Below are 13,399 nucleotides of genomic sequence, written 5' to 3'. Positions count from 1 at the left end.
AGAAACATGCCACCAATGCGCACAAGACTGACACCTGGCGGTTTTAGGAGGAGGAAAAAATCATTTACGGGTTACAGACGATTACATCACTGGCTCCTGACGATCGATATGATTTCGTTCTTGTCGTGGTTCAAAGGACACAGATAGAAGCGGTGCTTCCGCTGTTGGCATCCAACCAATCATCAAGCTTCGTGTTCATGGTGAACACCGCGGCGGGATACCAAGCCTATGTAGATGTCGTGGGAGCCGAACGGGTGATGATAGCCTTCCCCTCGGCAGGTGGTGAGGTGGTCGACGGAAATGTCGTAGTGTACAGGATAGGCAGAGGATTGGTCAGATTGTTTCAAACCACTACCGTGGGTGAGTTGGTACACACCTCATACGATCGGGTCGGGTTCCTTGCGGGGATATTCCGGGAAGCTGGGATTCCCACCGTTACGTGCAAGCATATGGATGATTGGCAGAAGACGCATGTGGCGGTGGTATGCGCGATCGCTCAAGCATTGTATAAACATGGGGGTGATCCGATAAGGCTGTCCAAGCATTTCTCCGATGTCAGGTTGATGGTTGCCGCAATCCAGGAAGGTCTTGCTGTCCTTAGGTGTCTTGGACATCGGACCATACCGAGGAAGCTCTGGTACTTGCGGTTGCCTGGTTTTCTTGTCGCCGCGGTATTTTCCTTCGTGTTACGCACTGATCTCGCGGAGACGGCGATGGCCAGGCATGCCCGCAGAGCGGTGGATGAAATGGATGTGTTGAAACGGGAGTTGTTGGGTTTGGTGGAGGCAAGTCACATGGATACCCCAGCGATCAGGACGTTAGCTGGTATCACACCTGATTTTGGAAAGTAATCGACAAGAATAATCATGGAGGAAAAATAATGCAATATGCAGGATTTTTAGCGCCAATATCTTTCCTAATTCGGTCTTGCCGCAGCATCGGTGTTTTGGTATGAGCTCTTGAAACTGATAAGAGGGGCTACAAGGCATGAAAAGGAAAGGTATAAAATGAGAAACGGATTAATGACTCGAGCGATGTGGGTACTGTTTGCACCAACCTTCAAAAAGCACCTGCCGATTCTTGGAGTATCAGACAGTAATGGGGTTATGGGAAAGGCAAGAGAGAAGTATAGGGCCATTATCGAAATCATACCGCCATTTGGCAGGAATGATGTTCTCATTCTCAATCTAATCAGTGCCGCAGAGATTGCCGCTATCTATCTTGGTCTTGACCCGAAACCGTCGTGTGAGAAAATGAAGGAATATTACGGCACATCCATGGACGACAGCCGTATAATGAGGATGTATTTGAGAAGTATCAATAATTATTCTGAGAAATACCAAAAGAGCCTTGCGAAGCAGGCAAAAGTCAGTCAGCTTTCAGATAATCCTTACTCGTGGAGATTCAAATTTTTACCTGGGAAGTCGCTTGATACCTTTGACGCTGTCTTTGATCGTTGTGGTATCCACCACTTGTTCTGTACCCTCGGCATATCAGAAATTACTCCGGCAATGTGCGCGTATGATTACGGTATGGCAAAATGGACGAATACTATCTTTACGCGAGAAAGTACCCTGGGGTCAGGAGGTTCGGTGTGTGACTGTCATTATCGTAATGCCCGACAACATCGAAAAGAAAAGTGATGAGGTCGAAAACCGACTCAAACGGTAAACAAAACCCCTTGAACCGATAATGTTCATTACCTTGAGAAACGTCTCGGTTCAATCTTTTCCGAATCCTCAAATCTATCCATCCCTTTCCATTCGTGTTATAAAAACCTATGCCTGACGACGAGAAGAGAAAACCCATCATACATGTCATACCAGCCAGACGTCATTTCAAGCGTCTCCGCGTTGCCTTGTACTGCCGTGTGAGCACACATATGGAACGACAGCTGCAAAGCCTCTCGGCCCAGATGGATTTCGAGAAAGAGGACATCCAGGAGAATCCCGCTTGGGAGTATGTCGGTACCTATACCGACATCAAGTCCGGTAGGACCATCAGCTCCCGTCCTGGTTTCCAGAGCCTCCTGGCCGACTGTGAGGCGGGCAAGATCGACATGATCTACACCAAGTCAATCAGCCGGTTCGGACGCAACTGCGTGGATTTCCTGGTGACGCTCAGGCGTCTCAAGGAACTGAAGGTGGATGTCTTTTTCTACAACGAGAGAATACACCTCCTCAGCCAGGCAGGTGAGTTGCTGCTGACACTCCATGCGGGCATAGCCCAGGCCGAGAGTGAGAACAAGAGCGAGAACATCAAGTGGGGTCTTCGAAGAAGTACCATGGATCCCGACGCCCCAGCATTCTCTCGTAGATGTTACGGGTATGATCGTAATGAGGAGGAAGGCCTCATCCTTAATATCGCTGAAGCCAGGATAGTCCTGAAGATCTTTGATTGGTATGAGCAAGGCTGGAGTATCGTAAAGATCAAGAAAGAACTGGAGGCGCTGAAGGTTCCCACTCCCACCGGCAAGAAGAAATGGCCGGTGAAGACGATCGAGAACATTCTCACCAATGAGAAGTATACCGGCACCTCCGTCTATGGAGAAACCGAGTCGGCAGATTTTCCTTCAACCAAGAGAACCGTTCGTGACCCCTTCGAGGTCCATCGGTCACGCAATCATCACATCCCCATCATCCATGAACGACAGTTCAAACGCGTGCAGAAGCTGAAGGCAAAACGCTCCAACATTGAGATCGATGAGCACGGGAACAAGGTCCGAAAGAGCACCCATTACAGCTCCAAGAAGGTTGTGAAAAAAGTAAACAAAACCACCAAACCCCAAAACTAAATGGCATATTAATCAACGGTATTATTGAAAATACGAGTGTGCGTATCTTTGGTAAAAATTGACGAAATTAAGTAGTCTAAATTAATAAAAAATCCTGAAAAACTGGTAAAATTCCACAAAAATAAGTGTTTGCACAACAAACACTTGCAAAGGGTAATCTTGTATCATGGGCAAGTTGTCATTGATGATTTATAGTCTAAATATCTTTATCCAATGCAATGAAATATGCCATTTTGTGTTTCATAGAGGACTGGCTGTGCTATTGTGGTATTTATTATGAACGAGTTTTAATAAAACAAGCAGGGCAAAGGGAACAGCCTAACCATTTATCGAAATGCCATAGTTTTCAATGTTAAGACTGTCTGTTCATTTGACTCAACACCCATAGTCAAGGGAGTGATTAGACTCCCAGGGCTTATCCTGCATAATGTCAAAGAACTCTTTTGACCCTTCTTCAACAAAGCAAGATTTAACCAACTCATGTTGAAATCTCCCATTTTCCAGGGTCACAAAGGACACAAACCACGGTTTGAGAGCCTGCTCATTCACGTCTCTTGATCTTACAATAAGTTTCCCATCGAAAATGGTAGATTCAACAACAACATACTTCGTGATTTCTGTTTCTAAAAAGACTGTCCCAGGCTGGAGTTTTCTTTGATAGTTTTCCAAGGATCTCTCTTCGTTGTCGGAAGGACAGCATGGATAAACTTTATCCACCTTTCCATGTTCCAAGGTATCTTCTTTAGGAGGAAGATATCTTGTTTGATAAACCCATTCTCCAATTGTGCCTCGTTTTTTTGAAGGCTCAATCCTTGAATTCAAAGCCCAATTCATAAGATTCTGATAACAGTTCCGGCTTTCCTCAGAACTCACCTTTCTCATCCAAGCAATATTTTTCGGCACTTTATAGTATTCCAGTATTTTTGGATTTTGAATTATCTCGTCAATGTTAAGACCTGTTAGTCTCTCCAGTTTTCTACAAGTTATTGGGTTTAGAAAGACATTCTCAAATCTCGTAACCCATCTCAGATTTCCCGGAGTATTATCTTGCCGATTTGTATTGATGTGATCCACAACGTGATTACTATCTTTGGGACTTCCAAGAAAAGCAGTAGCTATAATTCTATGAATTGGGATGCTGCTAAATTTGAGATAACCAGTCGTTTTATCTTCAACTCCAAATGTCCACTTATTGTCTAACCTCCTTTTTCGATAGTTTTTCTTCGAAAGACGCATAACAGCGCCATTGTCTCGGACAATATACTTCTCACCTTTAAATTCACATTCACGTTCGTTGACATAGGTATCCACAGTAATCATTTAATTACCTCCAATCGTTTAGGAATTTTATATCTGTGATGTCGTTGTTTAGTTATCTGGCATAACGCATATATTCGTCTACCAGTGCCTTTGCCATACTTTCTATACTTGGTTTACGAGTGGCATTGAACGACAACATGTCATTCTTATCAGCCTCTGTGGAGAGTCCAATCTTCAATGCGGTTATGTCGGCATCAAGTCGCACCAAATTCCCAACAGTATCGAACTTAGCAACTCCTCCACCATATTCATATGTGTTGAAATCTTCTATACCGATTTCTAGAATAAATGTTGCTTGTGATAGTAAAACGGCATCATAAAAAGCCTTATACTCATTTTCTGCAGCATCAACCAGATCGAATTGATCTGTGGTTAAAAATACGTTGATATTCCGTTTCTCAAATTCGTTCTTCACGGATTCTTCAACAATCCTATTCCATAGAAAGTTATTCGCATTACTCAAGATCCAAACAGTGTCCGTCTTTCTATATCCTTGTGATTTGATATTTGACGAGGCTGCATAGGTTGTGTACTCCTGAGCAAACACAAAATTCGCCAACAAGAGAACAACAATGACTGTAACCGCTTTCTTAATTCTCATGATTCGGCTCCTTAATTCTTTTGAATGTAATGTATTGATCAATAAGGCTTTTCGGAACATTAATTGTCTTGTACCCAGCATCCAGCCAAGATTTACAATGCTGATGTTGTCCATTGGTGTTGTTTGCCCAAAATGATGCGTATTTATAAGCACTTGCAGGAAGAGAAAATCCTAAGCACTGCTCAATGTCAAAGAAAGTTAATGTTATCTCTTCTTCTTTTCTACCTTTCAATCTATCAAATAAAGGCTTGTACTTTTTAAGCTCGGATGAATTCTTAAACACATTTCCATTTTCAGCCATAAAACACCTGATTGCACTGTCTGCGGATTCATCAATAAAGACTGTATCTGCACTTGCTCCGGCGGATTCATATAGTCTGGAAAGGATTTCATAGAGCGCAGGACCAGGAGAATTGACTATAGCAACATTTGTTTTCTTCTCTCTGTTTTCCACCCATATTGAATAACCAGAACATTCCTCATTAACTGACTCCAATTCAAAAATATAGAAGGAAATTTCGTTGTTATACTGAACAACGTAGCTGCCAACGACCTCATCTTCCGAGACCAGCTTTTGACCATTCCTCTTCCATAGAAGTTGGCTAGTATCGGTTAAATACAATAGTGTTTCACTAAATAAATACAGTCTCTTCTTATCTTCATTAGCGAACTTGGAAAAATCCGAATAGACTATTGAATCAATAGATACTTTGAACTTTGTTGAAGTCTCGACGAGCAAGTCAATCAATGGCATGGAGGATAAAGAATCTTCTTTGGACAGGCGAGAAACATATCCGGGAGAAACTCCTGCATCCTTTTCCAGAGCACCAATCTTATAGTCATACCATTTAGTTAAAGTCCGAATATTGCTTGAAATCCTTTTCTTGAAATCCTTGATATTCATCTCGAACTCCTTGATTGAAGAATATTTGTACTTGAATAAATTTTCAATTAAAATTTCGTAAATAACATTCAATATTGAAAAAATGAGATAAGCTTTATCCAATATTTCAAATGAGATGTTTTTGATTATGAGATATATGAGATGATATCATGTGTGTTTTTGCTAATTTATTTTAGTGATGAATAGTCTAATTTAAACTATCTATTAAAATGTAATAGTCTATTTAGATAAATCCGAGATGGAAAATACTTGTTTGGCTTCTGTAGAATTCTGTTGGATTTGAAAATTTGAAGAATTGAGGAAAACGTTAGTCGTGTAATAGTTTACAATACTCTTTTTAGATGCTGCAATTCCAATTTCCTTATCCGAAAATGAAAAGTCGATACCGAGAATCCCGTTAGATTCCAGCAACAATGTCCAATCGATGATTACGTTCCGGGCGTCTTCGAGAATCTGAAATAGACAATTCACCGGATATTTAACTGAATAGCTAAAATCACATGGAGTGGTGCTAATACTGTTAAGTATCTTCTGTGCATCTGGCGTAAATGTGTAGCGGAATATGCTGGATTTCTCAGTTTTAAGATAGGAGGTTATCTTGGGAATTCCTAAATAGATGATACAACTATCAAGTCTTTTTAATAGTTCTGCATCATCTATATATGTCGGACAATAACCACGATATGGATTAAAAAACTCGATAGTTCCACCAGATATGTGTCGATATCTCGGAATGGTTTCTGCTAGGTCAGTTGAAGTGTATCCTCCTACCTCCTTTGTCGCCCATTCAGTGAGATCTTCAAGGCCTAATTTATAAGCAATAATTTTTACCTTTCTCAATAGGCCTACGATATCAGAGGAATTGTCCAATGCTTCCCTCTGAAGCTCCAGCACTATTCCTTTGTTATCCATTTGTTTCTCCTAAATTATCTTTGAAATCTGATCTACTACCATTGCAGACAATGCAGAAGTTCCGCATGTAAAAATAAGATTTTTAATGAAGGAAAGGACAGGTTTGATTTTTTCTTTAGGATCTTTTCTTTGTATAGCAGATTCAAGGTCATCCTTGGCCTTTTCAAACTCGCTCAATCGTTCAGCTGGAATCTCATTTTTTACCTTATCGCACTTAAGAAGTTCGAGGATAAGTTCAATCTGCTCATAGTCCAAGCCGTTCTTGATGTTCATAACTTGTGATGAATTATGAGTGTTTTGTTGAACCTGCAAATTTGCAACCCCAGAATAAGTGTTGTTGATGATGCTCGGAGTGTAGCCTTGAATATTTTCAGCCTTGTGTTTGATGATTTTTCTGACTTTGGTTTGGAAGTGGGCGGGAATTGTGCTTAGGCCTTCATTAAATCCAGTTTCAAGAATTTCGTATCGCTCAGATTTCCCATTGGGGAGCAATTTTTCGATGATATCCCCTTCTTCAAAAATCAGTTTTATGTCCTCAATCAAGAACATATTGTCAGCGAAAACAGCCTTAATATTTTGGTACAGTACTTCTCCGTCTCTATTTATTATCGAAATAGTTGATTTCGGAAAACCTGAAAGCATTTTTGACTCCTTCTGGTATTGATTATTACACTATAAATACGACTAGACTAATTCCGTTCCCTGCTTATGTCATTTCGAACAACCGGCGAGAATTCTCTGATATACGGAGGCGCTGTCAGGGAATATATCTTGTCTCTCAATATGTAGTGAATTTTCTTTTAGTATGCAAACTTCCATATGCCCCCCTATGCCAACTTTGTTTGGATGCGTATCACCAAGTTTATCATCATACTCTTTTAGCTTTAACATAAGTGATGCAAGGATGTCCTGCTTGGTATTTGCCTCAAGAAATCTAGAAAGCTCCTCGTCTGTTCTAAATACATCTTGTGGTTTGATTCCAATGGAGTATTCAAGCTTCTCACTTAAATATTCATTGGTTGATCTATAAGCATATCCATAGAATTTACAATCTTCCTCACTTAAGCCAAAGGATATATCGTGGTTAAGCTGTTACTTGGATTTTCATTTTTCATAAATTCTTTGATTGATAACTCGGTCAGCCGGTTAAGATAGACAATTCCATTTGCAACAATGCTGGATTCAACGAACTCAAACCACTTCAGTATGGGGAAAAATTCTCCTGTTCCACAAATTACCGAATTCATGTGAGGGAGCGGAAAGATTTTTGATACATATTTAAACGGCTTTAGTTCGGATTCTGCACGCGCCGAACTCAAGGTATCCATCGCAAGTACAACCTGGTTCTCTTGGAGAAAATAAATTAATGCTGACGGCCTTTCGCTGTTTTGAGTGGGTAGAATCCTAAAGAGGCAAAGTGATAGTGGAAAACTCTGGGAGTGCTGTGGTACTGTTTTGGTATCATAGGACAGAGAGGTAATTCACGATGAACGGATTCTCCCAGACAGACATCTTCACCATGGCCCTTGGCTTGACTGAACCCTGGAGGGTAACGAATGTTGAGATGGTCCCCTCAGAGAAGAATCCGGACAAGATGGAAGTACACATCACTGTTGATTACCAGGAAGGGAGCAAGTTTCCCTGCCCCGAATGCGGTGAGAGCTGCCGCATCTATGATTCAAAGCGGAAGGTCTGGCGGCACCTGAACTTCTTCCAGTACCGTTGCTACATCCACGCCAGGGTTCCGCGCATCGAGTGCGAGCAGCACAAGGTCAGGTTGGTGGAGGTTCCCTGGGCGAGGTCGGGAAGCGGCTTCACCCTGCTGATGGAGGCAGTCCTGCTGACGATGCTGCAGCAGATGCCGGTCAGCCAGGTCGCCAAGCAGGTGGGCGAGCATGACACCAGGCTGTGGAGGCTGATCAGCCTGTACGTACAGCAGGCCCTTGAGAAGCAGGACTTCAGCGGGGTCGATGCCATCGGGGTGGACGAGTACAGCCACAAGGGCCAGCATTACATCACCGTATTCCTGGCACATCCTGAGAAGGACGGTTCCAAGGCTAGGGTATTGTATACGGTGGAAGGAAAAGGCAAGGATACGGTGAAGCAGTTCCTGCACATCTTCAAGGCCAAGCAGGGAGAGCCGGACAAGGTGGGGGACGTGACCAGCGACATGTGCCACGGCTACCGAAATGCCATGACAGACGCATTCCCCCAGGCAAGGACGACGGTGGACAAGTTCCACGTCGTCAAGATGATGGGTGACTCAGTGGACCAGGTCAGGCGCCGAGAGATGCGTTCCAAGGACAGAAAGAAGATCGGGTCGCTGGAAGGAACCCGCTATCTGTGGTTGAAGAACAAGCAGAACCTCACAGAAAAGCAGCTGAGCCAGTTGGAGCTGCTGCTGAGCACAGACCACCTGGATACCGTCACCGCCTACAACTACCGCCTGAAACTGCAGGGATTCTATGAGAATTGCCTTGATTACGAGAGTGCTGTCGAAGCTTTCGAGGCCTTGTGCATGGAGCTGTCCAACAGCCGCATAGCGGAGATGCAGAAGGTGGGTCAGTCGCTCACCCGCAATGCCTTGGAGATTCTCAACTACTTCGATTCCAGGAAGACCAACGCACTTCTGGAGGGATTCAACTCGATGATAAGTCTGATCAAGCACAGAGCAAGAGGGTTCAAAAACATGAAGAATTTCATGGCAATGATCTATTTTGTCTGTGGAGAGCTTGCACTTCCTAAAGCCACCATCATGTAGGGTTACCCACTCGATTCAGCGAATAACCATGCTGACATATCTTCATCTCCGTGAAATCAAATACAATTTTTGATATTGGATATTTCTTGAATCAGTTTATCCATTATATTGTCCTTTCCCTCGCGCGAAAGAAGTGTGAGTAGTTTGACATTAGCACTATCTGCATTGAAATGAACTTCATCCGATTCCCAATATCCGGAAGCAAAGCCGATTAATGCAGTCTTCATCAAGTTGGTTCTGGAATTGTTGAGGTGAGTTTTGGTGTTAATCCTACAAGCAGATATCATGAAATCACAACACTGGGAAATGAAGAATCGGTAATTCTCCTCGATAATCCCAAGAGTATCTCCACTGGTACAAATAGAAACGAGAAGGCCTGATTTGTGCTTTAGCACCACTCTTCGATCTTTTTTCCCAGCTTCCTCTTCGGTAATCATAAAATCGTGATTGGACACAAGTTCACGAATCGTATTTTGCAGCGTAGTGGTTTTGCCGACTCCTGAATTGCCTTGAAGGATGATTAATTTCTTCTGATTTTTGTCCACTTTCTTTTGCCCTCCAAATTTATAACAGCTACTTAACTCGTTGATCAGCAAGTCGGTAGTACAGGTGATTGAAGACTTCATGCCCGAATCAAACTTCTAGAAGGTGCTAAGGTGTGCAGTGGATTTGGTCATTATGATCAGAGTAACTATAAGCCAAGAAATCCCAACTGTAAATGTTCGGGCAATAAAAGTATCAATTCGAGGTCCAATCAAGATTGCTCAATCAAATCTATCCATCCCTTTCCATTCGTGTTATAAAAAATCATGCCCGACGATAAAAGAAAACGCATCATACATGTCATACCAGCCAGGCGGCATTTCAAGCGTCTCCGGGTTGCCTTGTACTGTCGTGTTAGCACGCAGAAGGAGCGACAGCTTCATAGTCTTTCAGCCCAGATGGACTTCGAGAAGGAGGACATCCTGGATAATCCCGCTTGGGAATATGTCGGTACCTATATCGATATCAAGTCTGGTAGGACCATCAGCACGCGTCCTGGCTTCCAGAGCCTGCTGGCCGACTGTGAGGCGGGGAAGATTGATATGATCTACACCAAGTCCATCAGTCGCTTCGGACGCAACTGCGTGGATTTTCTGGTGACGCTCAGGCGCCTCAAGGAACTGAAGGTTGATGTCTTTTTCTACAATGAGCAGATCCACCTCCTCAGCCAGGCAGGGGAGCTGTTGCTTACACTCCATGCCGGTGTAGCCCAGGCCGAGAGTGAGAACAAGAGCGAGAACATCAAGTGGGGTCTTCGAAGAAGTACCATGGATCCTGACTCCCCGGCATTCTTACGAAGATGCTATGGGTATGATCGTGATGAAGAGGAAGGCCTCATCCTAAACATCGCTGAGGCCAGGGGATAGTCCTGAAGATCTTTGAGTGGTATGAACATGGCTGGAGTATTGTGAGGATCAAGAAGGAGCTGGAAGCGCTGAAGGTTCCCACACCAACGGGCAAGAAGAAATGGCCGGTGAAGACGATCGAGAATATACTCACCAACGAGAAATATACCGGCACCTCCGTCTATGGAGAAACAGAGTCCGCAGACTTTCTTTCAACCAAGAGAACTGTTCGCGACCCGTTCGAGGTCCACCGGTCACGAAACCATCACACCCAAATCATCCATGAGCGTCGCTTCAAACGCGTGCAGAAATTGAAGGCAAAACGTTCCAACATCGAGGTTGATGAGCACGGGAACAAGGTCCGAAAGAGCACCCACTACAGCTCCAAGAAGGCAGTGACTAGGACTAAGAAAACAACCAAACCCCAAAACTAATTGGTATAAGAATCAACGGTATCGTTGAGGATACGAGTGTGCGTACGTGGGATAAAAAATGACGAAATTGAGTAGTCTAAATTATCAAAAATGCTTAAAATCTGGCAAAATATCAGAATATTAAGTGTTTGCACAACAAACAGTTGCAAAGGGTATTCTTGTATCAAGGGCTGGTTGTCATTGAGGTCTTCGGAGAGGCAGTACTGCAAAGAGCCACAGCCATCCTGGTGGCGCACAACCATCCCAGCGGGAATCTCGAGTCAAGCATGGAGGACAAGGATGTGACCCGGAGACTGAAACAGGCTGGGGATATTCTGGGGATCAAGGTACTCGACCACCTGATCTTCGGGGAGGAAGGCTATCTTTCCATGCTTGAGGGGAATGTGTTCTAAGGAAAAACAATAAGAGGAGCATTGCTTTCGGCCTGCCGGATCTTATCCCTATACTCAAAGAATCGATTACCCGTTCCCCTCCAAGGCTGAGTACCAGGGCTGGCTCGAAAGTTGACTTTTGTATAGATATTGAATATTGAACATATCACACAAATTCATCGGATACTTACAGATGACTGATTATTATGAATATTCGGAGAATTTATTTTTTTTTGCTTGGCATACGGGGCAGTTATCAGGTGCTTCTCCCTCCAAAGTATAACCGCAGACAGAACAGACCTGAACAGCACCCAACTCCACATCTGTCCCTTTGTCGACAGCTGCCTTGGCCTTCTGATACATTGCCAAATGCTGTATTTCAGTGGCATATGACCATTCGAAACTTCTGACAGCGTTCAGTTCCCCCTGAAATTTTGCAGCTTCAATATATACAGGATACATCTCTTCAATTTCAAAAGATTCACCGGCAATGGCCAGTCCTAAATTCTTTTTGGTGTCTCCCTGTCCGAAGGCGCCCATGCTACCGGCGACGAATCCGCCGTCTAAGTGTTTTAATGCCCGGTAATGATCCCCCGCATGGATGTATTCGGCATCGGCAATGGCCTGGAACAACCGGGCAACATTAGTATACCCTTCTTTTTCTGCCTGAACGGCAAAATGCCTGTAACGCATATTGGCCATACTTTCTCCCCCAAAAGCATTAATCATGTGTTGTTCTGTCATTTGTTTCATGTTTATATCCATCCTTTATAATTTCTTTAAACATTATACCTCAAATACTTGATAGGTCAAATTAAAACTGTTAACTGGGTGTAGAATGGCAATGCAAGGGGGAAAGGGGAAGTCATGCCGAAGGATCATACAAAAGATACTGATGAGACCATACGTCAAAGACACCTCGAGCGTATACAGCTTGAAATCCAGCGGTTCCAAGCGAAGGTTGCGCAAAACACCCGGGATTCGGAGCAGTTCATGACGCTCATGGAAATGGAGGGCGCCATGTCGGAGTTGCGGCATTCGACCCAGGAAATCTATTCTGACATGCTTTCGGACACGCTGCAGTCAATCGATGAGAAGCCGGTGGTGGATAAAAAAAAACGGAGTTCAGGAGACTCGGGGTCAGACTGAAGGAAAAATCCCGGGTGCCCAAGCGGTACCTGACGCTTACTGGGCCGATCTCGTTCGCACGCAAAGTGTTAGTGCCGGCTACGGAGGCGGACAAGGAGCGGCTTGGCACATTAGGATATCCGGGGACCGTAGCGCCGCTTGACATGGCCCTGGGGATCGACAAGATCCCGGGGAAGATGTCGCTGCCGCTGATGCTCGAGACCGCCTACTGGGCGCAGGACCAGGGCTCGTACCAGGAGGCAGAGGACCAGATTAGGCGTACGCTGCACCTGGATGTCGGTGACGACACGGTGCGCAAGGTGGCGAACCTGGTTGGCGCAATCGTCTTCATGCATGACCAGAGGCGTGCCGACGAGGCCTACCGGATACTGGCGGAGGGATCCGGGACACTGGATTTCCCGTACGACCGAGACGGTGTGCTGTACATTGAGATGGACGGGGCTGCGTTCAACACCCGGCATCCCGGCCGTGACGACTCGACCTGGCGGGAGAACAAGCTGGGCATCGTGTTCTCGTCGGACGCCGTGCACTTCTTGGGCTGCGAGGACGGTGGCGATGTCGAGAAGTTCTACATCGACCGCAAGGAATACGCCGACTACATCGGAAGCAGCCACGAGTTCGGCAAGCATCTGTTCTCGGCGGCACTGCGCAGTGGCTACAGGACATACCGCCGCACCGTCATCATCAGTCTGTGTGGTATCGTAGAAATACCTAAAATGGTAGTGACCTTTTCCCTATTTTGGTTGTGACAAGAAAGGGGCACTT

The 13,399-nt window shown here is 44.5% G+C and carries 17 protein-coding genes; 9 read left to right on the top strand and 8 right to left on the bottom strand.

Going from position 1 to position 13,399, the window contains the following annotated elements:
* Positions 1-125: 125 nt before the first annotated feature.
* From DYP60_RS13650 to DYP60_RS13640, 3 genes are all read left to right on the top strand, one after another.
* On the top strand, positions 126-851 hold the full coding sequence (locus DYP60_RS13650) for a ketopantoate reductase family protein (protein ID WP_133299357.1): 726 nt from the start codon (positions 126-128) through the stop codon (positions 849-851).
* A gap of 156 nt (positions 852-1,007) precedes the next feature.
* Positions 1,008-1,643 (top strand): L-2-amino-thiazoline-4-carboxylic acid hydrolase, encoded by a 636-nt coding sequence (locus DYP60_RS13645; protein WP_117331573.1) that lies wholly within the window; start codon positions 1,008-1,010, stop codon positions 1,641-1,643.
* A 137-nt stretch (positions 1,644-1,780) separates the two neighbouring features.
* The gene (locus DYP60_RS13640; protein ID WP_117331572.1) at positions 1,781-2,794 is read left to right on the top strand and encodes a recombinase family protein; all 1,014 of its coding nucleotides are present in this window, start codon (positions 1,781-1,783) and stop codon (positions 2,792-2,794) included.
* 375 nt (positions 2,795-3,169) lie between these two features.
* On the opposite strand, the gene DYP60_RS13635 is transcribed toward DYP60_RS13640, so the two are convergent.
* The 6 genes from DYP60_RS13635 to DYP60_RS13605 all read right to left on the bottom strand — a co-directional run bounded on the left by DYP60_RS13635 (position 3,170) and on the right by DYP60_RS13605 (position 7,859).
* Positions 3,170-4,114, bottom strand: coding sequence for an HNH endonuclease signature motif containing protein (locus tag DYP60_RS13635; protein ID WP_117331571.1), 945 nt, complete (start codon positions 4,112-4,114; stop codon positions 3,170-3,172).
* A 52-nt stretch (positions 4,115-4,166) separates the two neighbouring features.
* Positions 4,167-4,715: a hypothetical protein gene (locus DYP60_RS13630; protein WP_117331570.1), complete on the bottom strand. Its 549-nt coding sequence runs from the start codon at positions 4,713-4,715 to the stop codon at positions 4,167-4,169.
* The gene (locus tag DYP60_RS13625; protein ID WP_117331569.1) at positions 4,705-5,619 is read right to left on the bottom strand and encodes a DUF7662 domain-containing protein; all 915 of its coding nucleotides are present in this window, start codon (positions 5,617-5,619) and stop codon (positions 4,705-4,707) included. Before DYP60_RS13625 ends, DYP60_RS13630 begins: the two co-directional genes overlap by 11 nt.
* 219 nt (positions 5,620-5,838) lie before the next feature.
* Positions 5,839-6,531, bottom strand: coding sequence for an AbiTii domain-containing protein (locus DYP60_RS13620; RefSeq protein ID WP_117331568.1), 693 nt, complete (start codon positions 6,529-6,531; stop codon positions 5,839-5,841).
* Positions 6,532-6,540: 9 nt separating this feature from the next.
* Positions 6,541-7,173 carry a hypothetical protein gene (locus DYP60_RS13615; protein WP_117331567.1) on the bottom strand — a complete coding sequence of 211 codons (633 nt, stop codon included), beginning with the start codon at positions 7,171-7,173 and terminating at the stop codon, positions 6,541-6,543.
* A gap of 419 nt (positions 7,174-7,592) precedes the next feature.
* Entirely contained in the window at positions 7,593-7,859 is a 267-nt protein-coding gene (locus DYP60_RS13605; protein WP_117331565.1) for a hypothetical protein, read from the bottom strand.
* 158 nt (positions 7,860-8,017) lie between these two features.
* Between DYP60_RS13605 and DYP60_RS13600 the strand changes: the two genes are divergently transcribed.
* Complete coding sequence (locus DYP60_RS13600) at positions 8,018-9,292, top strand: ISL3 family transposase (protein ID WP_117331564.1); 1,275 nt, start codon at positions 8,018-8,020, stop codon at positions 9,290-9,292.
* A gap of 56 nt (positions 9,293-9,348) precedes the next feature.
* Here the strand turns inward: DYP60_RS13600 and DYP60_RS13595 are convergent, their stop codons facing one another.
* Complete coding sequence (locus DYP60_RS13595; protein WP_133299356.1) at positions 9,349-9,888, bottom strand: P-loop NTPase family protein; 540 nt, start codon at positions 9,886-9,888, stop codon at positions 9,349-9,351.
* Between the two features lie 213 nt (positions 9,889-10,101).
* On the opposite strand from DYP60_RS13595, the gene DYP60_RS13590 reads away from it, so the two are divergent.
* The 3 genes from DYP60_RS13590 (at position 10,102) to DYP60_RS13580 (ending at position 11,506) form a co-directional block, all read left to right on the top strand.
* Positions 10,102-10,701: a recombinase family protein gene (locus DYP60_RS13590; RefSeq protein WP_117331562.1), complete on the top strand. Its 600-nt coding sequence runs from the start codon at positions 10,102-10,104 to the stop codon at positions 10,699-10,701.
* 41 nt (positions 10,702-10,742) lie between these two features.
* Entirely contained in the window at positions 10,743-11,114 is a 372-nt protein-coding gene (locus DYP60_RS13585) for a recombinase family protein (protein ID WP_240622891.1), read from the top strand.
* Between the two features lie 128 nt (positions 11,115-11,242).
* Positions 11,243-11,506: a JAB domain-containing protein gene (locus DYP60_RS13580; RefSeq protein ID WP_240622890.1), complete on the top strand. Its 264-nt coding sequence runs from the start codon at positions 11,243-11,245 to the stop codon at positions 11,504-11,506.
* Between the two features lie 183 nt (positions 11,507-11,689).
* Here DYP60_RS13580 and DYP60_RS13575 read toward each other — a convergent pair whose 3' ends face one another.
* On the bottom strand, positions 11,690-12,238 hold the full coding sequence (locus DYP60_RS13575) for a rubrerythrin family protein (protein WP_117331575.1): 549 nt from the start codon (positions 12,236-12,238) through the stop codon (positions 11,690-11,692).
* A 114-nt stretch (positions 12,239-12,352) separates the two neighbouring features.
* On the opposite strand from DYP60_RS13575, the gene DYP60_RS13570 reads away from it, so the two are divergent.
* Together DYP60_RS13570 and DYP60_RS13565 are read left to right on the top strand one after the other, a co-directional pair.
* Complete coding sequence (locus tag DYP60_RS13570) at positions 12,353-12,634, top strand: hypothetical protein (RefSeq protein ID WP_117331560.1); 282 nt, start codon at positions 12,353-12,355, stop codon at positions 12,632-12,634.
* A gap of 14 nt (positions 12,635-12,648) precedes the next feature.
* The gene (locus DYP60_RS13565; RefSeq protein WP_117331559.1) at positions 12,649-13,383 is read left to right on the top strand and encodes a hypothetical protein; all 735 of its coding nucleotides are present in this window, start codon (positions 12,649-12,651) and stop codon (positions 13,381-13,383) included.
* Positions 13,384-13,399: the final 16 nt, after the last annotated feature.

It is taken from the genome of Sphaerochaeta halotolerans (genome assembly GCF_003429665.1).
In the GTDB taxonomy this organism is placed as follows: domain Bacteria; phylum Spirochaetota; class Spirochaetia; order Sphaerochaetales; family Sphaerochaetaceae; genus Sphaerochaeta; species Sphaerochaeta halotolerans.
This window is presented reverse-complemented; position numbering and strand designations above follow the sequence as displayed.